Source organism: Priestia flexa (genome assembly GCF_021441905.1).
In the GTDB taxonomy this organism is placed as follows: domain Bacteria; phylum Bacillota; class Bacilli; order Bacillales; family Bacillaceae_H; genus Priestia; species Priestia flexa.
The window spans coordinates 2,972,038-2,996,156 of record NZ_CP090431.1 but is presented as its reverse complement, the minus strand read 5'-3'; the positions used below and the strand labels follow the sequence as shown (position 1 = coordinate 2,996,156).

General features: G+C 37.5%; 24 protein-coding genes and 5 tRNA genes. 22 read left to right on the top strand and 7 right to left on the bottom strand.

What is annotated here, in order from left to right; all coding sequences use genetic code 11:
• Nucleotides 1–41: 41 nt before the first annotated feature.
• The 5 genes from rpoD (at nucleotide 42) to LZP85_RS15430 (ending at nucleotide 5,126) form a co-directional block, all read left to right on the top strand.
• Complete coding sequence (gene rpoD / locus LZP85_RS15450) at nucleotides 42–1,172, top strand: RNA polymerase sigma factor RpoD (RefSeq protein ID WP_061784756.1); 1,131 nt, start codon at nucleotides 42–44, stop codon at nucleotides 1,170–1,172.
• 309 nt (nucleotides 1,173–1,481) lie between these two features.
• Entirely contained in the window at nucleotides 1,482–2,621 is a 1,140-nt protein-coding gene (locus tag LZP85_RS15445; RefSeq protein WP_025911619.1) for an acyl-CoA dehydrogenase family protein, read from the top strand.
• Between the two features lie 170 nt (nucleotides 2,622–2,791).
• Complete coding sequence (gene cccA, locus LZP85_RS15440; RefSeq protein WP_119543641.1) at nucleotides 2,792–3,151, top strand: cytochrome c550; 360 nt, start codon at nucleotides 2,792–2,794, stop codon at nucleotides 3,149–3,151.
• 149 nt (nucleotides 3,152–3,300) lie between these two features.
• Nucleotides 3,301–4,008, top strand: coding sequence for a tRNA (adenine(22)-N(1))-methyltransferase (locus LZP85_RS15435; protein WP_025911616.1), 708 nt, complete (start codon nucleotides 3,301–3,303; stop codon nucleotides 4,006–4,008).
• Nucleotides 4,005–5,126, top strand: a complete 1,122-nt coding sequence (locus LZP85_RS15430; RefSeq protein ID WP_025911615.1) for a Nif3-like dinuclear metal center hexameric protein — start codon at nucleotides 4,005–4,007, stop codon at nucleotides 5,124–5,126. The genes LZP85_RS15435 and LZP85_RS15430 overlap by 4 nt, the downstream gene beginning before the upstream one ends.
• A gap of 27 nt (nucleotides 5,127–5,153) precedes the next feature.
• Here LZP85_RS15430 and LZP85_RS15425 read toward each other — a convergent pair whose 3' ends face one another.
• Both LZP85_RS15425 and vrrA read right to left on the bottom strand, forming a co-directional pair.
• Nucleotides 5,154–6,104, bottom strand: a complete 951-nt coding sequence (locus tag LZP85_RS15425; RefSeq protein WP_061784754.1) for a 4-hydroxy-3-methylbut-2-enyl diphosphate reductase — start codon at nucleotides 6,102–6,104, stop codon at nucleotides 5,154–5,156.
• A gap of 184 nt (nucleotides 6,105–6,288) precedes the next feature.
• Nucleotides 6,289–6,948 (bottom strand): VrrA/YqfQ family protein, encoded by a 660-nt coding sequence (gene vrrA, locus LZP85_RS15420; protein WP_404825963.1) that lies wholly within the window; start codon nucleotides 6,946–6,948, stop codon nucleotides 6,289–6,291.
• A 174-nt stretch (nucleotides 6,949–7,122) separates the two neighbouring features.
• Between vrrA and LZP85_RS15415 the strand changes: the two genes are divergently transcribed.
• Nucleotides 7,123–8,442 carry a DEAD/DEAH box helicase gene (locus tag LZP85_RS15415; protein ID WP_025911611.1) on the top strand — a complete coding sequence of 440 codons (1,320 nt, stop codon included), beginning with the start codon at nucleotides 7,123–7,125 and terminating at the stop codon, nucleotides 8,440–8,442.
• Between the two features lie 18 nt (nucleotides 8,443–8,460).
• Nucleotides 8,461–9,351 carry a deoxyribonuclease IV gene (locus LZP85_RS15410; protein ID WP_061784752.1) on the top strand — a complete coding sequence of 297 codons (891 nt, stop codon included), beginning with the start codon at nucleotides 8,461–8,463 and terminating at the stop codon, nucleotides 9,349–9,351.
• Nucleotides 9,352–9,687: 336 nt separating this feature from the next.
• Here LZP85_RS15410 and LZP85_RS15405 read toward each other — a convergent pair whose 3' ends face one another.
• Entirely contained in the window at nucleotides 9,688–9,939 is a 252-nt protein-coding gene (locus LZP85_RS15405; RefSeq protein ID WP_025911607.1) for a DUF2624 domain-containing protein, read from the bottom strand.
• A gap of 210 nt (nucleotides 9,940–10,149) precedes the next feature.
• On the opposite strand from LZP85_RS15405, the gene LZP85_RS15400 reads away from it, so the two are divergent.
• Genes LZP85_RS15400 through LZP85_RS15390 form a run of 3 tightly spaced genes read left to right on the top strand, consistent with a single transcriptional unit; the run spans nucleotide 10,150 to nucleotide 12,190 of the window.
• On the top strand, nucleotides 10,150–10,929 hold the full coding sequence (locus LZP85_RS15400) for a metal ABC transporter ATP-binding protein (protein ID WP_119543643.1): 780 nt from the start codon (nucleotides 10,150–10,152) through the stop codon (nucleotides 10,927–10,929).
• Nucleotides 10,926–11,768, top strand: coding sequence for a metal ABC transporter permease (locus LZP85_RS15395; RefSeq protein WP_119543644.1), 843 nt, complete (start codon nucleotides 10,926–10,928; stop codon nucleotides 11,766–11,768). Before LZP85_RS15400 ends, LZP85_RS15395 begins: the two co-directional genes overlap by 4 nt.
• Entirely contained in the window at nucleotides 11,765–12,190 is a 426-nt protein-coding gene (locus LZP85_RS15390; RefSeq protein ID WP_025911602.1) for a Fur family transcriptional regulator, read from the top strand. Before LZP85_RS15395 ends, LZP85_RS15390 begins: the two co-directional genes overlap by 4 nt.
• Nucleotides 12,191–12,242: 52 nt before the next feature.
• Here LZP85_RS15390 and LZP85_RS15385 read toward each other — a convergent pair whose 3' ends face one another.
• Nucleotides 12,243–12,815 (bottom strand): 5' nucleotidase, NT5C type, encoded by a 573-nt coding sequence (locus LZP85_RS15385; protein ID WP_062687170.1) that lies wholly within the window; start codon nucleotides 12,813–12,815, stop codon nucleotides 12,243–12,245.
• 143 nt (nucleotides 12,816–12,958) lie between these two features.
• Between LZP85_RS15385 and LZP85_RS15380 the strand changes: the two genes are divergently transcribed.
• Nucleotides 12,959–13,306, top strand: coding sequence for a DUF4190 domain-containing protein (locus LZP85_RS15380; protein WP_025911599.1), 348 nt, complete (start codon nucleotides 12,959–12,961; stop codon nucleotides 13,304–13,306).
• A gap of 36 nt (nucleotides 13,307–13,342) precedes the next feature.
• Here LZP85_RS15380 and ispG read toward each other — a convergent pair whose 3' ends face one another.
• Together ispG and LZP85_RS15370 are read right to left on the bottom strand one after the other, a co-directional pair.
• Nucleotides 13,343–14,437 carry a flavodoxin-dependent (E)-4-hydroxy-3-methylbut-2-enyl-diphosphate synthase gene (ispG, locus tag LZP85_RS15375; RefSeq protein WP_174521173.1) on the bottom strand — a complete coding sequence of 365 codons (1,095 nt, stop codon included), beginning with the start codon at nucleotides 14,435–14,437 and terminating at the stop codon, nucleotides 13,343–13,345.
• 150 nt (nucleotides 14,438–14,587) lie between these two features.
• Nucleotides 14,588–14,917, bottom strand: a complete 330-nt coding sequence (locus tag LZP85_RS15370; RefSeq protein WP_062687171.1) for a LysM peptidoglycan-binding domain-containing protein — start codon at nucleotides 14,915–14,917, stop codon at nucleotides 14,588–14,590.
• A gap of 85 nt (nucleotides 14,918–15,002) precedes the next feature.
• Here LZP85_RS15370 and LZP85_RS15365 point away from each other — a divergent pair, with 85 nt between their 5' ends.
• Complete coding sequence (locus LZP85_RS15365) at nucleotides 15,003–16,220, top strand: MFS transporter (RefSeq protein WP_119543645.1); 1,218 nt, start codon at nucleotides 15,003–15,005, stop codon at nucleotides 16,218–16,220.
• Between the two features lie 95 nt (nucleotides 16,221–16,315).
• On the top strand, nucleotides 16,316–17,995 hold the full coding sequence (locus LZP85_RS15360) for a methyl-accepting chemotaxis protein (protein ID WP_224840004.1): 1,680 nt from the start codon (nucleotides 16,316–16,318) through the stop codon (nucleotides 17,993–17,995).
• Nucleotides 17,996–18,014: 19 nt separating this feature from the next.
• Here the strand turns inward: LZP85_RS15360 and LZP85_RS15355 are convergent, their stop codons facing one another.
• Nucleotides 18,015–18,791 (bottom strand): DUF1189 domain-containing protein, encoded by a 777-nt coding sequence (locus LZP85_RS15355; RefSeq protein WP_234561788.1) that lies wholly within the window; start codon nucleotides 18,789–18,791, stop codon nucleotides 18,015–18,017.
• Between the two features lie 235 nt (nucleotides 18,792–19,026).
• On the opposite strand from LZP85_RS15355, the gene LZP85_RS15350 reads away from it, so the two are divergent.
• The 9 genes from LZP85_RS15350 (at nucleotide 19,027) to LZP85_RS15310 (ending at nucleotide 24,033) form a co-directional block, all read left to right on the top strand.
• Nucleotides 19,027–20,682: a Na/Pi cotransporter family protein gene (locus tag LZP85_RS15350; RefSeq protein ID WP_182840848.1), complete on the top strand. Its 1,656-nt coding sequence runs from the start codon at nucleotides 19,027–19,029 to the stop codon at nucleotides 20,680–20,682.
• 128 nt (nucleotides 20,683–20,810) lie between these two features.
• The gene (locus LZP85_RS15345) at nucleotides 20,811–21,293 is read left to right on the top strand and encodes a DUF456 domain-containing protein (protein ID WP_025911590.1); all 483 of its coding nucleotides are present in this window, start codon (nucleotides 20,811–20,813) and stop codon (nucleotides 21,291–21,293) included.
• Nucleotides 21,294–21,358: 65 nt separating this feature from the next.
• Nucleotides 21,359–21,433: transfer RNA gene (locus tag LZP85_RS15340), tRNA-Asn, on the top strand.
• A gap of 1 nt (nucleotide 21,434) precedes the next feature.
• Nucleotides 21,435–21,508 (top strand) — tRNA-Met (locus LZP85_RS15335).
• Between the two features lie 33 nt (nucleotides 21,509–21,541).
• A tRNA-Asn gene (locus tag LZP85_RS15330) sits at nucleotides 21,542–21,616 on the top strand.
• 1 nt (nucleotide 21,617) lies between these two features.
• Nucleotides 21,618–21,694: transfer RNA gene (locus LZP85_RS15325), tRNA-Ile, on the top strand.
• Nucleotides 21,695–21,704: 10 nt separating this feature from the next.
• Nucleotides 21,705–21,797 (top strand) — tRNA-Ser (locus LZP85_RS15320).
• 226 nt (nucleotides 21,798–22,023) lie between these two features.
• The gene (gene sodA / locus LZP85_RS15315) at nucleotides 22,024–22,632 is read left to right on the top strand and encodes a superoxide dismutase SodA (RefSeq protein ID WP_025911589.1); all 609 of its coding nucleotides are present in this window, start codon (nucleotides 22,024–22,026) and stop codon (nucleotides 22,630–22,632) included.
• 120 nt (nucleotides 22,633–22,752) lie between these two features.
• A complete protein-coding gene (locus tag LZP85_RS15310; RefSeq protein ID WP_078989272.1) occupies nucleotides 22,753–24,033 on the top strand; it encodes an MFS transporter in 1,281 nt (426 codons plus the stop codon).
• Nucleotides 24,034–24,119: the final 86 nt, after the last annotated feature.

Sequence of the window (24,119 nt, the reverse complement as noted above, 5' to 3'; positions counted from 1 at the left end):
TTAAAAAAGGTGTCCTCAAAATTTTGGAAGGAGGGGATTTGATGGCTGAAAAATCAGCACATTCAAAGCAACTTGATTCAGATTTAACAATAGAGCAAGTCAAAGAACAATTGACTGAAATTGGTAAAAAACGTGGTGTTCTCACATATGAAGAAATTGCCGAGCGCATGGCAAATTTTGAAATTGAGTCCGACCAAATGGATGAATACTATGAATTCCTTGGTGAACAAGGTGTTGAAGTGATGAGTGAAGCAGAAGCAAATGAAGATGCGGATCCAGATATTCAACAATTGTCTAAGGAAGAAGAGTTTGATTTGAATGATCTTAGCGTGCCACCAGGAGTAAAAATCAATGACCCTGTTCGTATGTATTTGAAAGAAATTGGTCGTGTAGATCTTCTATCTGCTGAAGAAGAAATTAACTTGGCAAAACGTATTGAAGAAGGCGATGAAGAAGCTAAGCGCCGTTTAGCAGAAGCAAACTTACGTCTAGTTGTAAGTATTGCTAAGAGATATGTAGGACGCGGCATGCTTTTCTTAGATTTAATTCAAGAAGGAAATATGGGCCTAATTAAAGCAGTTGAAAAGTTTGATTACCGTAAAGGTTACAAATTTAGTACGTATGCAACATGGTGGATTCGTCAAGCCATCACACGTGCGATTGCAGACCAAGCAAGAACAATTCGTATTCCTGTACACATGGTAGAAACAATTAACAAGTTAATTCGTGTTCAACGTCAATTACTGCAAGACTTAGGTCGTGAGCCATCTCCAGAAGAAATTGCAGAGGATATGGATTTAACGCCAGAAAAAGTACGTGAAATCTTAAAAATTGCGCAAGAGCCTGTTTCACTTGAAACGCCTATTGGTGAAGAAGATGATTCTCATTTAGGTGACTTCATTGAAGATCAAGATGCAACATCGCCTTCTGAGCACGCTGCTTACGAACTATTAAAAGAGCAATTAGAAGACGTCTTAGATACGTTAACAGATCGTGAAGAAAATGTGCTGCGTCTTCGTTTTGGCTTAGATGATGGTCGTACACGTACACTTGAAGAAGTTGGAAAAGTGTTTGGCGTAACGCGTGAACGTATTCGTCAAATTGAAGCAAAAGCGCTACGTAAGTTAAGACATCCAAGCCGCAGCAAGCGCTTAAAGGATTTCTTAGAATAGAATTTGTGATGAATTAATAGTTTACTTCTATATAGGAGTAAACTATTTTTTTGCTTCTTTTTTTTACCAATCACTACCCTTTGAATATATTTTACTGAAATGAGTTTTGTTTTGCAAATGCTCTTTTTAAAAAAATCCACTAATTTATACAGTCACGCCCTTAAATGCAATCGCTGTCATTTTTTAAAAGAAACTTTCGTTTATTATATCATGAAATAGATTCTCTTATTTTAAAAGTTGAGAAAATTTACAAAAATGACTTATAATTAATTATTGTAAGCGTATACATTTTGTTTGGGGGGATTTGAGATGAATTTTGAATTAACGGCAGAACAGAAAATGATTCAAAAAACACTTCGAGAGTTTTCTGAAGCTGAGGTTGCACCAGGAGCATTGGAACGAGACAAGACGAAAGAATTTCCGTTAGATGTGTTTAAAAAGTTATCTGATTTAGGCGTTATGGGACTTCCTTTCCCAGAAGAGTATGGTGGGGGCGGTGCTGATACGGTCAGCTTTGCAATTGTAGTAGAAGAGCTAAGCAGAGCGTGTGGTTCAACGGGAATTACATATTCTGCTCATGTATCGTTAGGGGGTGCGCCTATTCACCTATTTGGAACACCGGAGCAAAAAGAAAAATACTTAGTTCCAATCTGCACAGGAGAATCGTTTGGAGCATTTGGGTTAACTGAGCCTAATGCGGGAAGTGATGCTGGAGGAACTGAAACAAGTGCAGAGTTAGAAAATGGTGAATATACGATTAACGGTAGTAAATGCTACATTACCAATGCAAGCTATGCAAAATTTTTAGCTTTGACAGCTGTAACGGCAAGACATGAAGGAAAAAAAGAGATTTCTGCGTTAATTGTGCCGACTGATGCAGCTGGTTTCTCAGTCATCGATAATTATGAAAAGATGGGACTTCATGCTTCAAATACAACGGAACTAATTCTAGAAGACGTAAAAGTGCCAGAAGAAAATCTACTTGGCAAAAAAGGAGAGGGATTTAAGCAATTCTTAAAAACGCTCGACGGAGGACGAATTGGAATTGGAGCAATGGGAGTTGGAATTGCTCAAGCGGCTTATGAAAAAGCTCTTGCTTATGCACAAGAAAGAAAGCAGTTTGGAAAAACACTTTCGTCTTTTCAAGCAATCCAATTTAAACTAGCAGATATGGCCATGAAAGTGGAACTGGCAAGAACAATGGTTTATAAGGCAGCATGGCTGAAAGATCAAGGCAAACCTTTTACTAAGGAAGCAGCCATGTGTAAACTATATGCCTCTGAAATATGTATGGAAGTAGCGAGCCAAGCGATTCAAATCCACGGTGGATATGGTTATATGAAAGAGTATCAGGTTGAGCGCTTTTTACGTGATGCGAAGCTGTTGGAGATTGGTGAAGGGACATCTGAAATTCAGCGTTCCGTTATTGCTAGGCAAATTGGGTGCTAATTAACTACTTGAAAAGTGTAAACGCTTCGAAAAATAGTGGATTTTATGGATAGGTTAGATAATTCTGTAAATAAAACCCTTTCACTTGTCCTCGTTTTACAGTAAAATAAAGATGCTTATACTATTTTTGCTATTTCACGGGATGGGAATACATAAAGGGGGTATAGTTAATGAATCGAAATCCACTGATACCATTTTTGCTTATTGCACTTATTGGAATTGGATTAATGGTAACCTTCTCATTTAATGGTCTCAACAACGCAGAAGAAATAGCCGCTGAAAAAGAAGGTGGAGGCGAAGAAGATCAAGCCTCAGCAAAGCCTGAAGATCTCTATCAACAAAACTGTATTGGATGTCACGGCGATCAGTATCAAGGAGGCGTAGGGCCAGCTTTAAAAGGAGCGGGCGACAAGCTTTCTGAAGAAGAAATTGCTGATATCCTAGTGAACGGAAAGGGATCAATGCCACCAGGGTTAATATCTGCTGAAAAAGCTCCTGAGATGGCGAAATGGGTTTCAGAAATTAAATAAATAGGATTTTTATGGTAGCCTCTTACAAACGAAGAGGCTTTTTTTTATGGGATATAGGAAATAATAGAAGCGGAGTCACAGTATGATTCGCAACAGTGTTTGTGATAAAATAAGGAACAGTAATTACATAAAGAATAGGTGACAAGACAATGAATGAGCTAAAATTATCCAAGCGACTAGAAGAAGTCGCAAAATCAATTCCAAAAGGAGCTATGCTTGCTGATATTGGATCAGATCATGCTTATCTACCTTGCTATGCATATTTACAAGGGTATATAAAAGGAGCAATTGCAGGTGAAATTACAGAAGGTCCTTTTCAATCAGCTGTTAAGCAGGTAGAAAAAACAAACTTAACAGACGTTATTGAAGTAAGAAAAGGCGATGGGTTATCTGTTATTAAACCGGGTGAAGTAGACTGCATTACAATTGCAGGAATGGGTGGAACTTTAATTCAAACCATTTTAGAAGACGGGAAAGAAAAGCTACAGGGCGTTACAAGACTTGTGCTTCAGCCTAATATTGGGGCTCATCATATCAGACAGTGGTTAATTGAACATAAATGGTCTTTAATTGACGAAAAAATCATGGAAGATGACGGTCGAATCTATGAAATTCTTGTTGCTGAACAAGGAGAGCCGTTAGAGTCTTATGATGAAAAAGTTGAAGCGGGAATTTTAGTAGGTCCAATCTTAGCAAAAGAGAAAAACGATGCTTTTAAAAAGAAATGGAATCATGAGCTAGCTCATACAAAAAAGATCGTCGAGCAAATGGAGAAATCAGCTACAACAAAAGAAGGGCAAGAAAAAAAGAAAAAGCTAGAAAATGAAATTCGAATCATTGAGGAGGTTTTATCATGAATAAAGTACCAAACGGTTATCAAGTTATTGAGCTGTTTGAGTCTTTTTCCCCGAAGCACTTAGCTATGGAAGGGGATAAAATTGGTTTGCAAATCGGGACATTAAACAAGCCGGTTCATAAAGTGATGATTACCTTAGATGTATTAGAAACGGTTGTTGATGAAGCGATTGAAAAACATGTTGATCTCATTATCGCTCATCATCCTCCTATCTTTCGACCATTACAACAAATTCAAACGGACCAACCCGCTGGCCGTATTGTTGAAAAGTGCATTAAACATGATATTGCGGTATACGCTGCTCATACGAACTTAGATATTACTGAAGGTGGGGTTAACGATTTGTTAGCTGATGCATTAGGTTTGCAAAATACCGAAGTGCTTGTTCCAACGGGTGCTGAAGAACTAAATAAACTTGTAGTCTATGTGCCAAAAACTCACTATGAAGCCGTTCACCAAGCTATCTCAGAAGCCGGTGCAGGTGAGATAGGGCTATATAGTGGCTGTGCTTTCTTTACAGAAGGGATTGGAACCTTCACTCCATCTGAGCAGGCAAACCCTTATATCGGCTCACAGGGTACTGCAGAACGCGTGAACGAAGTGAAAATTGAAACGATCTTTCCAGCGAAGCTTCAAAAGAAAGTTGTACAAGCTGTGCTGCGTGCTCACCCCTATGAAGAAGTAGCGTATGACATTTATAAGCTTAAGCAAAAAGGAAAAGAGTACGGTCTTGGGAAGATTGGAAAGCTTCCTCGTGAGATGACTTTAAAAGAATTTGCTCATCATGTAAAAGAAGCGTTAGATGTAGAAGGGCTAAGAGTTGTTGGTGACTTACATGATACGGTGAAAAAGGTAGCCGTATTAGGTGGAGATGGTAACAAATACATCTCTAATGCAAAGTTTAAAGGTGCGGACGTTTACGTTACAGGAGACTTATATTTTCACGTAGCTCATGACGCGATGATGATGGGATTGAACGTTATCGATCCTGGTCATCATGTGGAAAAGGTAATGCGTCAAGGGGTTGAAAAGAAAATGCAAGAGCTATGTAAAGACAAAAAGTTTGAGTGCACGATCTTTTCTTCTCAAGTTGATACAAATCCATTTACGTTTCTATAAAAAAGATGCTCATCAGAGCATCTTTTTTTAGGATGATTTTTTTGTACGTACTTTTGGTAAGATTTTTGATAAAGGAACAGCTTTTTCGCGCGTCCAAGTCGTTTCATCAGCAGGGTCAAACTGCTCTAGATACTTAATGACTTCTTTTGTAATTGGCGTAGGAGTTGATGCACCAGCCGTTACAGCAACAGAAGTAGCATCTTTAAGCCAATCCACTTCAAGCTCAGAAATATCGCTAATACGATAAGCTTTTGTTCCAGCAATCTCTTCAGAAACCTGCGCTAGGCGGTTAGAGTTATTACTTTTTGGATCACCAACAACAATTGTCACGTCGGCTTCTCCGGCTTGTTCCGCTACCGCTTCTTGACGTACTTGTGTTGCTAGGCAAATTTCTTTATGAACTTCAGCATGAGGGTACTTCTCCTGAACTTTTTCAATCACATCGGCTACGTCCCATTGGCTCATTGTTGTTTGATTAGTCACAATGATTTTATCTCTTGTAATCGCAAGGGATTCCACATCTTCTTCTTTTTCAATTAGATGAACGATGTGAGGTGCAATTCCAACTGCACCTTCTGGCTCAGGATGGCCTTTTTTGCCGATATAGACAACCTCATAGCCTTCTTTTTCTTTTGCAAGAATAAGGTCATGGGTTTTTGTTACGTCTGGACACGTTGCGTCAATGGTAACAAGTCCTTTTTCCTTTGCGCGTTCTTTTACTTCTGGTGATACACCATGAGCTGTAAAAATGACCGTACCTTCATTAATTTTATCTAAAATCTCTAAACGGTTTGCACCGTCTAGGGTAATGATTCCATCTTCTTCAAACGCGTCTGTTACGTGCTTGTTATGCACAATCATGCCTAATATATAAATTGGGCGTGGAAGTGATGTATCCAAAGCTGCGTTGCGTGCAATAACCATTGCATCAACAACTCCATAGCAATAGCCGCGTGGAGCAATTTTTATAACCTTCATTAGTATCCTCCTCATCATAAGGTGACGAGTATTTGTAAACTCCTTTCTATTATATAAAAGCATGAACAATAATACAAAGAATATATTGGTGCTGTAATGGTTCATCTCAATAACTGGAATTAGCCCTTAGTTTCGATGCAAGTATGTATAAAAGGTAGATGTTAACCTCTCTACCTTTTTTATCTTAAATGTAAAGCTTTGGTGTTGATTGGCGTACCTTTTTAACAGGTTTAATTTCTTGATCATCAAAATCAAACTCGTCACTTTCCGATTTTTTTTCTTTTTCGTCCTCTTTTAAACCATCAACCTGCTTACTTACTTCATTTTCTTTTTCTTCGCTATCGTTATTTGTGTCATTCTCTTCTCCTTCATCTGTATCCGCCGTTCGTAATAGCTGATACATCTTTAGGAGAGATGGAGCGTTTTTAACGAGTGGTCCGTATTGTTGTACCATTGGCCCCATGGTTTCAGCTACTTTAATAACCTTTTGAATATTGGTCATCATAGAGCTAAGCGTAGCAGGGTTCGTTAAGTTCTGCAAGTTACTTAATAATGAAGCAGACGATGCTGGTGTAGCTGCACTTTGAACCGTATTAAATAGAGAAGTAGGTGGAATCATCCTTTGAGCTCCAGCAGCTCCAGAACCTCCAATGGCTTCAGGACCTCTGGCACCAGCACGACCTCTTCCGAATATACGAGCTAGTAAATTCCCTGGACCACGAGACGTTCCTTGAGGGTTGATTCCCTGTGTATTCGGGAAGAATGTTTGTTGAGTATTAGTAGGTCCAAAAGGACTCTGCATACGAGGGGGAAAGGATGGTCTTCTTGGAATCAAAGAGCGCACCTCCTTTAGGTTAGTAAACTTCTTCTTTATCCTATGCATTTGTACCGAAAATGTTTGCAAAACCCAACATAAGTTTTTAGAATCGAAATGATCAGTAGTCAGCGAGAGCAAAATGGATTATAATCATATATTGTGTTTAAAATTGAACGTGACAGTAAAAAAAGGAGATTTAATATGGAAAAAACTAACTTTGAACGTTTTGAGCTACAGCCATTTTTAATAGAAGCAATCAAGCAATTAGGGTTTTATAACCCAACAGAAATTCAAGAACGCTTAATTCCATCAGTTTTAAAGGGAGACAGCGTTATTGGTCAGTCGCAAACTGGAACAGGTAAAACACATGCATATTTACTTCCTCTTTTAGAAAAAGTAAATCCAGCAAAACAAGAAGTACAGGTTGTTATTGCGGCACCAACACGTGAGTTAGCTTCACAAATTTATAAAGAAGTATTAAAGATTACGAAGTACTGTGAAGAAGGCAAAGAAATTACGGCAAAATGTTTTATTGGTGGAACAGACAAGCAGCGTACGATTGAAAAGCTAAAAAAACAGCCACAAATTGTCGTTGGAACACCTTCACGTTTATTTGACTTAGTGAATGAAAAAGCGTTATTTGTTCATACAACTGCAGCAATCGTTGTGGATGAAGCAGATTTAATGCTTGATATGGGCTTTTTAGAAGATGTAGATCGCTTAGCGAGTAGCATGCCTGAAAAGCTTCAAATGCTTGTATTCTCAGCTACAATTCCAGAGAAATTAAAGCCATTCTTGAAAAAATATATGGATAACCCTAAGTATTCTCACGTATCACCAAACCAAGTAGCAGCAGCTAAGCTAGAGCATGTATTAGTACCACTTCGTCACCGTAACAAGTTTAAACTTTTACATGATATGCTTTTGTCGTATAACCCATATTTAGCTATTGTGTTTACCAACACGAAGAAGATGGCTGATGAAGTAGCGGATGATTTAATGGCAAAAGGTCTTCGCGTAGGTCGTATTCACGGGGATTTAACGCCGCGTGATCGTAAGAAAATGATGAAACAAATCTCAAATTTAGAGTTTCAATACGTTGTTGCAACAGATTTAGCAGCTCGCGGTATTGATATTGAAGGAATTAGCCACGTAATTAACTTTGAGCTTCCTTCAGACCTGGATTTTTATATTCATCGCGTAGGACGTACAGCACGTGCTGGATATTCAGGAATTGCTGCTACAATGTATGATGTAGAAGATGAAGATGCAGTGATTCGACTTGAGAAAATGGGAATTGAGTTTGTGAACAAAGACTTGAAAAACGGTGAGTGGATTTCAATTGATGACCGCAACCGTCGTAAAAAACGTCAAAAGAAAACGGATGACGTTGATAAAGAAGCAAGTCGCTTAATTCAAAAGCCAAAGAAAGTAAAACCTGGTTATAAGAAAAAACGTGCTCGAGAAATTCAAAAATTTGTTCAGAAGAAAAAAAGAAGCGAGCGCCGGAATAATCGATAAAACAGAGGTGGTAACAACATGTTAAAAATCGGTTCACACGTATCAATGAGTGGGAAAAAGATGTTACTTGGTGCTAGTGAAGAAGCTGTTTCATATGGAGCGAATACGTTTATGATTTATACGGGTGCTCCTCAAAATACAAGGCGTAAAAAAATTGAAGAGCTAAACATTGAAGCTGGTCTACAGCATATGAAAGAAAACGGTATTGATAATATCGTTGTGCATGCTCCATATATCATTAATATTGGGAATACAACAAATCCAGCCACGTTTGAGCTTGGAGTAGAGTTTTTAACTTCAGAAATTCAGCGCACGCATGCTCTTGGGGCTCGCCAAATTGTGCTTCATCCAGGAGCTCATGTAGGAGCGGGGGCAGAAACAGGAATCAAGCAGATTATTAGTGGGTTAAACGAAGTGCTTCGTCCAGACCAAGAAGTACAAATTGCTTTAGAAACAATGGCTGGAAAAGGTTCTGAATGTGGAAGAAGTTTTGAAGAAATCGCTATGATTATTGATGGAGTGACGCATAACGAAAAGCTGTCGGTTTGCTTTGATACATGTCACGTTCACGATGCAGGCTATGATATTGTGAATGATTTTGACGGTGTGCTAAACGAATTCGACAAAACAGTAGGTATCGACCGTATTAAAGTACTGCATGTTAACGATAGTAAAAATAGCTGTGGGGCTAAAAAAGACCGACATGAAAATATTGGATTTGGTCATATTGGATTTGACGCGTTAAATTACATTGTCCATCATCCAGCATTTGTGGATGTGCCTAAAATTTTAGAAACGCCGTACGTTGGTATTGACAAAAAGACGAAAAAAGCACCGTATAAGCTTGAAATTGATATGCTAAAAGCAAAAGCGTTTGATCCCGAGTTACAAAATAAGCTGATGAGCTAACAGCTAAAATAAGCTGGGACATAAGTATTTGAGCTAACGAGATATCCGAACTAGTGGAAGTTAACGACTTTTGATAGTTTGGGTATCTTTTTGTTTGTTTTGAAAATAAGTTAAAAAGCCTAGTGGAATGGAGCGTAAGACGTATGACTCCTGCGGGAACAGAGGAAAGGCTGAGACCCCGCAGCGCAGCGAGGAGGCTCAGATTCCTCCCCGCGGAAAGCAAGTGTCTGCAGCGCAATGGAACGAACTGGTTATTACAGCCTAAAGACTTTAGAAAAGGCATACGTGGTCTTTGAGAAAAAATCATTTCGTTTTTTCTTAGACTCTTTGTTTATGTTACATCAGTTTTTGGAACAGCTCATTAACCTTTTTAGCCGTTTCACGATCTGTTACTTGAGCAATTTGTTTAATTAAATAACGCCGCTCAGATTCATTGTAAATATTTACAGGTTTTTGCTTAATGACGTTTACAAGAGTATGAGCCTGTTCAGGTGTAATGAATACATTATACTGCTTACTATAGCTAAGCAGCTCTTTGGGTGTTAAGTTATTTATTTTTTTGTTAACGATTTGTTGAACAATTTTCATGTCAATCCCTCCTCGTTATATATATTGTATGAGGGAAAGTGCAACATGTGCCTATTTTCTTTATGTGTTAAAGTTTACAACAAAGTAGGATTGAGGTATACTACTAGAATGATTAAATCGTAACGATTCTGACATGAATGGGGTAACGGCTAAGACAATAAACCGTGCCCTGTTCGTCGTGCTTAAATATAGAAAAGAATGGTGATGGATATGAGTATAGCGAATGCTATTGAAGTTGAACAATTATCGTTCCAATACGATGGGAGATATGTTTTAGAAGACATTAGCTTTGCAATTCCAAAAGGGTCTTTTTTAGGGCTTGTGGGTCCAAATGGCTCTGGAAAATCAACGCTTATTAAATGTATTCTAGGATTGCAGAAGCCTTCAAAAGGATTAATTCGCTTATTTGGGACAGAACAAAGAAAATTTAAAGAGCGAAGCAAAATTGGCTATGTGTCACAAAAAGCAAATAGTTTTAACAGTGGTTTTCCCGCAACTGTATTTGAAGTTGTATCAACAGGGCTAACGTCTAAGATTGGCTTGTTTAAGTTTATGACACCAGCACATCGAAAAAAAGTCAAAGAAGCAATAGCGGCAGTTGGTATGAGTGAGTTTATAAATCGAAACATAGGTGAGTTATCCGGTGGACAGCAACAGCGTATTTTTATTGCACGTGCTCTTGTGAGTGATCCGGAGCTGCTTATATTAGATGAGCCAACGGTTGGTGTGGATGCTCAAAATGTTCAAAATTTTTATCAATTATTAGAAAAGCTAAATAAGGAACACGGAATTACGCTGTTACTTGTTACGCATGATATTGGAACGATCACTGATAAAGTAACGCACGTTGCGTGTTTAAATAAATTTTTACATTTTCACGGGGAATCAAAGGACTTTGAAACGTTTTGTGAGCATGATGTATCCATGTTTTATGGACATGACATTCATATGTTAACTCATCACCATGACCATGGAGGGCAGCACGCATGATTGTAAGTTTATTTGAATTTGAATTTTTACGCAATGCATTTGCAACGGGAATGATCATTGGAATCCTAGCTCCGCTTTTGGGCGCTTTTATCGTTGTGCGCCGCCTTTCTCTTATTGCAGATGCGCTTAGCCATGTAACTCTTGCCGGAATTTCTTTCAGCTTGTTATTGAGTCAGAAAGTAGGGTTTATGCAAGGGGTAAATCCACTATATCTAGGAATGGTTGCTTCAGTTGGAGGATCGCTTTTCATTGAAAAGCTACGTGCGGTTTACAAGCATTACCAAGAATTAGCCATTCCCATTATTTTATCGGGCGGAATAGGAATTAGTGCCATTTGTATTTCATTAGCAGATGGCTTTAACAATGACCTAATGAATTATTTGTTTGGTAGCGTGAGTGCTGTAAGCCGATCGGATTTATGGACGGTTATTGGTATTGCGGTAGTAGTTATTACGCTCGTTTTCGTATTTTATAAAGAATTATTTATTTTATCCTTTGATGAAGAGCATGCGTCAGCATCTGGCATTAAAGCGAAATGGGTGCATTTTTTATTTATCGTAATGGTTGCTTTAGTTATTGCGGTTTCCATGCGAATTGTTGGAATTTTATTAGTGTCATCCTTAATGACGCTCCCGGTAGCAGCGAGCATTCGCTTAGCTAATGGTTTCAAACAAACCATTTTATTATCGGTCATTTTTGGAGAAGTATCCGTACTAGGTGGGTTGTTTTCAGCTTACTATTTAGATTTAGCTCCCGGAGGTACAATTGTTGTCATTGCTGTTATAATTTTAATTATATCAATTATGATTAACAAAGGGCGAAAGGGGAAAAGAACATGAATTTGTCAGAAGCAATTAATTTGTTAAAAGATGAAGGATATAAGCATACTGGAAAACGAGAAGAAATGCTTACGTTGTTTTCAAAAACGGATAAGTACTTAACGGCTAAAGATGTGTTAGAGCATATGCGATTGGATTATCCAGGTCTTAGCTTTGATACTATTTATCGTAACTTATCACTATTTGCAGACCTTGGCATATTAGAGATGACGGAGCTTTCAAGTGAAAAGCATTTCCGCTTTAAATGTGCAACTAAACACCACCATCATCACTTTATTTGCTTAGAATGCGGCAAAACAAAAGAAATTGATGCTTGTCCAATGAAGTATGTAAACGAAGACTTAAAGGGATTCGATGTAACGGGACATAAATTTGAAATCTACGGCAAATGTACGGATTGTAACGAGCAAGTGGTAAACTAAATTTTATAAACAAAAGGCGAACTTAGCTTAAGTTCGCCTTTTATTGTTGCAATTATGATTGTATTTTTAACCAATTGTTTACCCATTCATTTGCTTCTATCCAATTATGAACCCGTACCACTTTTGACGGCACTGGAAGGCGGTTATAAGGTGTATCAAAAAGAATGACGGGTATATCGCACTCTTCGCTTATATCACAAGCATTATCGTGTTTGTCCTCAAAAAAGATATCCACTTTGTGCTTTTTCGCTGCTTCTACTTTAAAGTGCGTTCCAATTAGTTCAATATGATGAAAGGATACATCATGTTCATTAAACCAATTTTCTGTCACATCCAATAGCTTATCTGAGCGAGCGCTGATAAAAAAGAGCTCATGCTGCTTATGCCATTGCTGCAAAATTTCCTTTGCATGTGGAGCAAGAGGGGATGTTTTGTAAATGGCAGCTTCGTTGTCTGTAAACCATTGTGCTAATTCTTCGCGAGTAGCATTTACAAAAGGTAAAAAATCATACTCCGTAATATCTTCGTAAGTTAAATTTGCATTAAATGCTTTATTCAAATGAGGAACAAATGTTTCGGGTGAAGTGACTGTTCCATCAATGTCAATTCCAAATCGTTTAGACAACCAATTGCACTCCAATCTGTAAAATCTTCTCTAGCGGCTTGTTATGTTAAGTGTACTAAAGTAAGAAAACATTAACAACTATAATTTTAAGATGACATCACATACTATAAATGCTCCTTTATTTCAGAAAGTGAGGGATAGACATGGAGAATGAGCAGCATGAACGACGTAAGGATATAGATTATGACGCGTACGAAGCAGACTTTATGGAAGAAACGGCTGCTGAGATAGCAGTTCCAGCTTCAGCACGTGAAGAGCATATTCATCGTGAACATGAAGTAGTTGATCGAGATGAAGGGAAAGGGTATGGGCGTTTTGCGCTAATCCTATCCATTCTTTCGTTATTCTTCTTGCCAATTATCCTTGGCGCAGCTGGGATTATTTTAGGGTTTATCGCACGAAGAAAAGGAGCATATACGTTAGGAGCATGGGCAATAGGAATTGGGATTGTATCCATTATTGTGGGAACCTTTGTCCTCCCGTTCTTTTAACAAAGAAAACAGGGTACCGAAACGGTACCCTGTTTTTTAAGCATTTTGTTCTGCTTTTTGTTTTTCATAATATTCTTCAGCAATTTTATCTACTTCTTTTTTCAACTCTTCAACCATTGTTTCCTCTGGAACCTTACGAACGATTTCACCCTTGCGGAAGAGCAATCCTTCACCTCGAGCGCCAGCAATTCCGATATCGGCTTCACGAGCTTCACCAGGTCCGTTTACTGCACAACCTAATACGGCAACTTTAATTGGTGCCTTAATGTGTGAAATATACTCTTCGACTTCGTTTGCAATGCTAATGAGGTCAATTTCAATGCGTCCGCATGTAGGACAAGAAATTAAAGTCGCTGCGTTAGCTGCTAAACCGAATGATTTTAATAATTCGCGAGCTACCTTTACTTCTTCAACTGGATCGGCACTTAAAGATACACGAACGGTATTTCCAATACCTTTAGATAAAATAGCACCTAATCCAGCAGCGCTTTTTACTGTTCCAGCAAATAATGTACCAGACTCTGTGATACCTAAGTGTAGAGGATAATCAAAAGCTTTTGCTGCCTTTTCATATGCTTCAATGGCTAGGTTTACATCAGAAGCTTTCATGGATACGATGATATCGTGGAAGTCTAAATCCTCTAGAATTTTAATGTGATGTAATGCACTTTCCACCATGCCATCAGCCGTTGGATATCCGTATTTATCTAGAATACGCTTTTCAAGTGACCCTGCGTTAACTCCAATACGAATTGGAATACCTTTAGCTTTCGCAGCGTTCACAACAGCTTCAACTTTTTCACGGCGTCCAATGTTTCCTGGGTTAATTCGAATTTTATCAGCTCCGCCTTCAATTGCTTTTAAAGCAAGACGGTAATCGAAATGAATGTCAACAACTAAAGGGATATTGATTTGTTTTTTAATATCTGCAATAGCATTTGCTGCGCGCTCATCTGGGCAAGCTACGCGAACAACTTGACACCCTGCTTCTTCTAGGCGCTTGATTTCAGCAACCGTTGCTTCAACATCATGTGTCTTTGTTGTTGTCATGCTTTGGATAACTACTTCATTATTACCACCGATTGTTAAATTTCCAACTTTAACAGGGCGTGTTTTTGTACGATGTATAATTTCACTCACGTGATAATCTCTCCTTCAAAAAGAAATCAAGAATTTAGATTCATTAATAGAATAACTCTTTATAGATAAAATAACTAGTATAAAGTGTCGCTTGTTTATTTTAACAATGACAATCTTTGTTTGACAAGAAGTATGCTGTAATTACTTGTAAGTAGGAAATTTATATGTTTTTCCAACTTGAATTTCATGTGGAGAAAGCCCGTTGTTTAAGCTTGTAAAGTCCTTTGATAGCTGATTGATTGAAACGGGAATAGAGCCTTTTAGTGCTTTTTCTATAATGGACAATACTGTATCACCAGCTTTTACTCTTACTTCTATAAAGTGTGTTGTTGTTTGTGTTGGTTTTTCTTTCTCAACATTTGCCATGACAGGAGCAGCTTCAGTTGAGGAAGGGATCGTACCATATTTAATATCATAATGACAAATATAACCAACAAATGCGAGAGCGGCAAGGGCAGATAGTCTTTTCATAAGCTCCTCCTGAAAGCAAATTTTAAATAAACAGGGTGTTATAGCTTATGCTTGCCCAACTTTAACTATGAATGGAGAATTTATTTTGAAAGAAAAATTAATGATGATCTCACTAGGATTATTACCGCTCATTATGGTGTTAGGAAATTCTACTTTGATTCCTCTGTTACCAAATATTCAGCAGTCCTTAGGTTTAAACGAATTGCAAACAGGCTTTATCTTAAGCGCTTTTACAATCCCGGCAGCCATTTTAATTCCAATTGCAGGCATCCTATCCGATCGTTACGGTAGAAAAAAGCTTATTTTAATTTCGTTAACCTTTATTATGGTTGGAAGTGTTATTTCATTTTTAAGCATGGCCATACCAAATGAGGCATTTTCAATTCTAATTGGGGGGCGAGTGATACAGGGAATGGGAGCAGCAGGCACGACAACCCTTGCAATGGCCTTAGTAGGTGATGTGTTTCATAATGATAAGCGAGCGACGGCATTAGGATTATTAGAAGTTTATAACGGAGTAGGGAAGGTAATTGCTCCTATTATAGGTGCAACTGTTGGGCTCGTAATATGGTCTGCTGTTTTTATTGTCTATCCTTTGGTTGCATTGATGGCTTTTTTAGGTATTAGCCGATATGTGGAAAATGTAAAGGGCAGTGAAAATGTGTTAGGAATTAGAGCTTATTTTCAACAAGCTTTTCGAATTGTTTACCAAAGAAAAAAAGAATTGTTTCCTCTTTTTTTTATAGGAGGGGTAGGATTGTTTATTGTGTTTGGTGTTCTGTATTTTCTATCCTTTTTAATTCAGGAAACGTATCATATCGATGGTTTTTTTAAGGGAACAGCTTTTTTCTTCCCTCTCAGTGCGATGACCCTTGCTTCTTACTGGAGCGGAAAAAGAATTAAAAACGATGAGGCACTAATGAAGAAATTAATGCTTCTAGGTACGAGTTTATTATTTGTAACGTTCGGCTTGCTTATTTTTGTTCATTCTCTGTCTGTTTTAATGTTTAGCTTGACGCTTGCTTTTGGTGGGCTTGGCTTTGTATTACCATGCGTCAACATGATGATTACGTCTACAGCTTCAGATGCAGAAAGAGGATTTGTTGTGTCATTATACGGGACAACGCGATTTCTAGGTGTTGCTTTAGGGCCCATTGTATATGGAATTTGGATGATGAATGAAAAAAGCATGTACGTGTATAGCTTTCTGACTTTGCTGATAGCGGGTGGCTGGTTGATTTTACGAATCTTCAGTTCAGTTGATATTGGAAAGAGAAAAGTCGTAAAAATGAAATTGAAATAGTTCTTTTTACCTAAAGAGAACAATTTCTTTACATAGAGTTTACAACCTTCTGTCATACTTTTGACTAGTAGTTACAGGGGGGAACAAAATTGAGTATGAACAAACAGAGAAAAAAGAAAAAATCCCAGCAATTTTCACTTTCAGTAAGGTTGTTAGCAGTTGTCATCTTGTTATTGATCTTTGCAATCTCTGCAGTTGGAGCCTTATCTTATATTAAATCCAAAGAAGGTATTGTTTCAGTGATTGAAAATCGTTTGAAAAGAGAAATCAATACTTCGTTTGAAATAACAAGAAATTTAATGACAATGTATATAAATGAGCCGGACGAACTACAGCGTAAAATGAACCAAAGTATAAAACAACAAATGGCTGAGCTGCAAAGAGAAGGAATAGCAGGTGAAGTAATTCTGTTGCAGAAGGAAAAAGCTGTGACGCTTGTAGAAAATCGTAACGTAACAGTAGATATTTCAAACGCTCTAGAGAAAAAGGTGGAAAGAATAGGGGAGGGTGTTGTCCATTTTCAAGTTAAGGACCAAGATTACACAGTAGCCTTTAAACAAATTCCTGAGTTAAAAGGCATTCTTCTCTTAATTGTACCTTCTGCTAATTATTTACTACCAGTAAATGACTTGGCGTTTTATACAATGATTGTTGGAATACTGAGTCTTATCATTTCTTCTTTTGTAGTTGCAATTTTTACAAGAAAATTAACCTTGCCATTGATTCTTTTACAGAGGAGAATGCAAGATGTAAGAGAGGGAAACTTCATTTCTCCTATAGACATTCATACAAGTGTTCCTGAAGTTAAATCTTTAATTACGTCTTTTCAGTTAATGTTAGAGCATATGCAATCAATGTTTTTACAACTAAAAGAAACAACTGCTGCTCTTGATAATACGGGTTATATGCTAAAACAAGCCTCGACTAATTCACTTGACCATAATAGACAGTTAGTAGAGATGACAGATCTTTTACAAATAGGCGCTTCTCAAACGGCTACTAGTTCAGAACAAAATATTAATTTTTTTCAAAACATGAATCAATATATAGATAGTATGATTTCTCAAATGAAACAATTATCAATAAATACAAGAGAAATGGATGAACGAGCTAAAATGGGGCAGCTGTCTGTTCAACAAATGTTGGAAACATGTGGTCATTTTGATACAGAATTTAAAGCAATGGCTTACACAATAAAAGAAGTAAAACAGTATTCAAATGACATTGGACAAATTGTTGAGTTAATTAAATACATATCTGAAGAAACCAAATTACTCTCGCTAAATGCTACAATTGAAGCAGCCCGAGCTGGTGAAGCGGGAAGGGGGTTTGCTGTAGTGGCAAACGAAGTGAAACGCTTAGCTGAGCAGTCATCTATTGCGACTACTGAAATTATAAATGTTATCAAGCGTGTAGAATCTACATCTATTAAAGCCTCAGAAGAGTTTAATGATTTGCATTTAAAAAACGATAAATCTATGTTACAAGCGAAAGCTACCAGTGAAACATTTAAGCAGCTTTTATCAGCTATTGATCAAATGAGCCAAGATGTAAGGGGAAGTGAGTTTAGGTGTTATGAATTAGAGAGCATGATACCAGAAGTCAAACAATCCACTGAAAGCTTGATGGCAGTTTCTCAAGAAATGCTTGCGAGTACTACGGAGATTGCACATACCTCTAATAATCAAAAGAAGCATGTTGAAAACACTGATAAAATAGGACAGGAGTTAGCCACACTTTCCAAAAAACTGCAGCAAGTCGCTCATTTCTTTTAATTACTATAAAGCGTACCTCTTAAGCGTTTAAAGAGGTACGCTTTTCCTTTTTAATCGGAAGCCTAGATAAAATAAATACATATGCAAATAGCATTCCAACTAAATAAAGGCTTGTTGAATAAGGCGCAGAATAAGAGAGCAAATCAATTACCATAAATAGAACAGTCATGGGAGTAATGCTGTAAGCACTCAACACCCAAGCTTGTTTGAACGTCAATATTCTTTTGGTGAAGCGACTCGCGTACAGACCAATCACAGCAAACAGTGTAATTTGAATAAACTTTAATCCTGCTGTTAAACAAAATAATAAAAAGACAGAGAGAGGAATGAAGATAAAAAGTGTATTTTTAATATCTTTTAAGTGATGTAAAAGATTTTCTTTACTTAAAGAATTCCATCCTAAAAGTTCGTATGAATAGACCTGTACTTGGCCCTTAATGGCAAGAAAGACACCATCTTTTAGCAACCCTATTCCATATAAAGGCGGTGCACTTGAAATCTCCTCAGTTGTAATGGTGGAATCTAGAGTAAACGAAGAACTAGAAACATTTCTTTTTTCTTTTTCATACAGTTTGAAATCCTCAAGGTAAACAGCGGTGGATGGGGTTTCAATATGCTGAACGGCGTTTTGATAACCGCTTACAATTGTGGGTATCATAAAAAGCAAAGCTGGTAGTAATGAAAAAGCAGTTAGCAATAAAACATAACCAATGGTTTTATTTGGATGTTCAAACCGAAGCATCACTGCTTTTTTTGGAAGGTATGTACTTATTAAAAAGCGGCGAAACATTTCCATGGGCAAAGCTCCTTATTTTAGTAACATTTGCTTTTTATTTTACCATTATATTCATAATGAAAGTGTGAAAAAATGACTTTTTTTATGTGGATGCTGTGTTATGTAAATGAAATGTTAAGATAATGTAAATTTTTTAGAATCAGCGTTTACACAACATTTATTTTACGTTAATAATTATGTGGGACTTGTAGATGTCTGTCGAAAAATGAAACTGTAGAGATAGGAGTGGAATTCTTTGGAACTAGATGTTCAGAAGATGATATTTGAATTTATCGGTGGCCTCGGGATTTTCCTGTTTGGGATTAAATTCATGGGTGATGGCTTACAAAAGTCAGCTGGAGATAAATTACGCGATATACTAGATCGTTTTACAACCAACCCATTTATGGGTGTGTTAGCAGGGATTTTAGTTACCATACTTATTCAAAGTAGTTCCGGAACGACTGTTATTACCGTAGGGTTAGTAAGTGCTGGTTTTATGAACTTACGCCAAGCCATTGGCGTTATCATGGGAGCGAATATCGGGACAACCGTTACAGCTTTCATTATCGGTATTAAAATTTCAGACTATGCGCTACCGATTTTAGCTGTAGGTGCTCTCATGCTATTCTTCTTTAAAAGCAAGCCAGTTCAAAACTTTGGTCAAATCGTATTTGGCTTTGGGATGTTATTCTTTGGTTTAGAGCTAATGGGCGATGGCATGAAGCCACTTCGTTCCCTTCAAGCGTTTCAAGACTTAACAGTAAGTATGAGTGATAACCCAATTTTAGGTGTTGTCATCGGTACAGTATTTACGGTTATCGTTCAAAGCTCAAGTGCAACAATTGGTATCTTACAGGAGCTATTTGGCCAAGGAGCAATCGATATTTATGCAGCGTTACCGGTATTGTTTGGTGATAATATTGGTACAACTATTACGGCAATTTTAGCATCCATTGGTGCAAGCGTTGCGGCAAGACGCGCAGCGTTAACTCATGTAATGTTCAATATTATTGGAACAGTTATCTTCTTAATTATTTTACCGCTGTTCACAAAGTTTGTTTTATATTTACAAGATACATTAGCATTAAACCCAGAGATGACGATAGCTTTTGCACACGGAACGTTTAACATCACGAATACTATTATTCAATTTCCGTTTATTGGATTATTGGCTTTAATCGTAACAAAAGTAATTCCTGGAGACGATGCGTTAGTTGACTTTAAACCGAAACATCTAGATCCAGTTTTTATTGAACAATCACCATCAATTGCGTTAGGACAAGCAAAAGAAGAGCTCGTTCGTATGGGGCAATTCTCAACAATTGGATTAGAAGAAGCAAACAATTATTTGAAAACGAAGCAACATAAGCATTCTGATATGGCTTTACAAATTGAAGATGCCATTAACAATTTAGATAAAAAAATTACTAACTATTTAATTTTACTTTCTTCTTCTTCTATGTCAGCTTCAGAAAGTGAAGAGCATTCAATGCTGTTAGACACGGCTCGTGATATTGAACGTATTGGAGATCATTTTGAAAATATCGTAGAGCTTGTTGATTATCAAATTACTAACAAAGTAAAGGTAACATCTGAAGCTAATAAAGATTTAGCAGAAATGTTTGAACTAACAATTTCAACAGTTAAAGAAGCTGTTGCAGCACTAGAGAACAACGATCGTGAAAAAGCTGTTCACGTAATGCAACAAGAAGATCAAATCGACAGCATGGAGCGTTCACTTCGTAAAAAGCATATTTTACGCTTAAACGAAGGTGCTTGCACAGGCTCAGCTGGTATTGTATTTGTTGACATTATTAGTAACTTAGAGCGTATTGGAGATCACGCAGTTAATATTGCAGAAGCAGTGTTAGGAGAAAATCAAAAGAGTGTGACTCAAAAATCTAAATAAGCTAAAAAGAGCGACTCGTTAACGAGTTGCTCTTTTTTATGGAATATTATTATCAAAAAAGTTGTTACAGTGTATACTGTTTGATAATAATAGTAAATAGAGATTGAGATGAAAGGAAACGTGTTAAGTTGGACTTTTTATATTGGACACTCATTGCAATTTGTTTTGTTGTATCATTTATTGGATTAGTCTATCCTATTATTCCAAGCGTACTGTTTGTAGCACTTGGATTTTTATTGTACGGGTTTTTCTATAGTTTTGAACCATATACTTTCTTGTTTGTGCTTATTCAAGGTCTGCTTGTTGCAGCACTTTTTGCCGCTGATTATTTGGCAAATCTAATTGGTGTTAAAAAGTTCGGTGGAACAAAAGCGGGTATTTGGGGAAGCACCATTGGATTGTTGGTTGGTCCATTCTTAATTCCTGGGCTTGGTATATTAATTGGCCCATTTTTAGGGGCGGTGATTGGTGAGTTAGTTGTACACCGTACGAATTTTCAAAATGCTATAAAGATTGGTTTTGGATCGTTAGTTGGCTTTTTCAGCGGTGCTATTTCAAAAGGAATTATACAGGCGGCAATGATTATTTACTTCCTTATCGTTGTTTTATAATAATTTGTTGACTTTTAATTAAAAGCATGTTAAATTTTTAATGTCGCTAATAAATGTTATATCGTTCCACAGTAGCTCAGTGGTAGAGCAATCGGCTGTTAACCGATCGGTCGTAGGTTCGAGTCCTACCTGTGGAGCCATGGCGGTGTAGCTCAGCTGGCTAGAGCGTACGGTTCATACCCGTGAGGTCGGGGGTTCGATCCCCTCCGCCGCTATTCCTTTAAGTGACAAAGCATACATACTATTATTCCACAGTAGCTCAGTGGTAGAGCAATCGGCTGTTAACCGATCGGTCGTAGGTTCGAGTCCTACCTGTGGAGCCAAGGACCCTTAGCTCAGCTGGTTAGAGCAGACGGCTCATAACCGTCCGGTCGCAGGTTCGAGTCCTGCAGGGTCCACCATGAAAAGGTTGGAGGAATACCCAAGTCCGGCTGAAGGGATCGGTCTTGAAAACCGACAGGGGTGTTAAAGCCCGCGGGGGTTCGAATCCCTCTTCCTCCGCCATACATATTGTTGATTAATCTTTCTTTACAATTGTGAAGAAAGATTTTTTATTTTGTTTTCAAATAAAATTTTACGTTTAAATAGGATAGACAGTGGGAAACGGGTAAATATAAGTGATGATTAAATGCTTTTTCATTGAAAGCGTAGGTTAAATTTGCTAATCTAAAAACATGAGGTGAATTTTCTTTCACCAAATTAGGTACATATTTTAAAGGAGGAATTACCCATGGCTTACGAATTACCACAATTACCTTATGCATATGATGCACTTGAACCACACATCGACAAAGAAACGATGAACATTCACCATACGAAACACCATAACACTTACGTTACAAACTTAAACGCAGCAGTAGAAGGAAAAGCTGATTTAGCTTCTAAAAGTGTTGAAGAGTTAATCTCAAATATGGATGCTGTACCAGAAGATATCCGTACAGCAGTACGTAACAATGGTGGTGGACATGCTAACCACTCATTATTCTGGACAATTCTTTGCCCTAACGGTGGCGGCGAGCCAACAGGCGAGTTAGCAGACGCAATTAGCAGTAAGTTTGGAAGCTTTGACGCATTCAAAGATGCATTCGCTAAAGCAGCAACTACACGCTTCGGTTCTGGCTGGGCTTGGTTAGTTGTAAACAATGGTGAATTAGAAGTAACAAGTACACCAAACCAAGATAGCCCACTAATGGAAGGTAAAACACCAATCCTAGGACTAGACGTTTGGGAGCATGCTTACTACTTAAACTACCAAAACCGTCGTCCAGATTACATTTCAGCATTCTTTAATGTAATTAAATGGGACGAAGTTGCAAAACGCTACGCAGCAGCAAAATAATGAGAGAAAAAACCAGTAAAGCAATTATTGCCTTTACTGGTTTTTTTGTTTTCCAATTCTTTTACATATCTCCTTTTCTTTTTCACACACTAGGGGTAGAAGAGAAAAGGAGTTTTTTATATGCCTTTATTAAAAAAAGTTGTTGGAGATGTAGAAGTTAATAAAGATTTATTGTTATTACTTATCATTGGAGGGCTATATGCTTTAGCCATTTCAATTTCAAATTCATTTGTAAACGTGTATTTATGGAAACAAACAGGAGAGTTTTCTGCTTTAGCGATTTATAATTTAGTCATTGTTATCTTTCAGCCATTAACCTTTATTTTAGCAGGAAGGTGGGCTAAAAAAATTGATCGAGTCGTTGTGCTTCGATTAGGTGTTTCGTTTCTATCTGTTTTCTATATCGTGGTGTTGATGGTAGGCGACCGTGCCGATGAATTTTTAATTCTTCTCGGTGCTCTTTTAGGAATAGGGTATGGATTTTATTGGTTAGCATTTAACGTATTAACGTTTGAAATTACAGAACCTGATACACGGGACTTTTTCAATGGTTTTCTAGGAGTATTAAATTCGTTTGCTGGAATGATTGGACCTCTAGGAGCGGGCTTTATTATTGCTAGCTTATACGAATACATTGGTTACCGTGTGGTCTTTGGCGTTTCACTCCTAATGTTTGTTTGTGCAGTTGTCCTTAGCTTCTTTTTACAAAGACGTCCAGCTGAGGGCGTATATAAATTTAGAGAAGTACTAAGAGAAAGGAAATACAATCGAGACTGGCGCAGAATCTTATATGCACACGTATTTCAAGGAATTAGAGAAGGGACATTCATTTTCGTGGTGTCAGTATTGGTTTTTATTACAACTGACAGTGAACTCGCACTTGGTACGTTTGGGCTGGTAAATTCAGCTGTAGCTTTTGTTGCGTACTATGTTGCTTCTAGGTTTATTAAACAAAAAGACCGCTTAAAGTTTATTTTGGCAGGTGGAATCCTTCTGTATGGTTCAGTCTTTCTATTGTTGTTTAACTTATCATATACAAACCTCATTTTATATGCGATTTGTATCGCAATCGGCTACCCTATTTTGCTGGTACCGTATATGTCCTTAACGTATGATGTGATTGGTCGAGCTAAAGACATTGTTTCTAAACGTATTGAGTATATTGTTGTTCGAGATGTATTCTTAAATATTGGACGCATTATTTCAATTGGCTCTTTTCTCATTGCTGTGGTCTTTTTTAATGAACAGCAAAGTTTACCCATACTGTTAGCTGTTATCGGCGCAGGACACTGTTGTATTTACTTCTGTGTTCGCAACATTTCTCAACCTACGAACAAACACACCCCTAAGCCGGTTACACAGCCAGCTTTAAATGAAGGAGACGGTGAATCTCCAGCATAATGGGGATAGATAATTACTTTGTACTATAGAAATTAGCACAAAATTCTTTTACAATAGACACAGCCATAAATAGACACCTTTAAGGT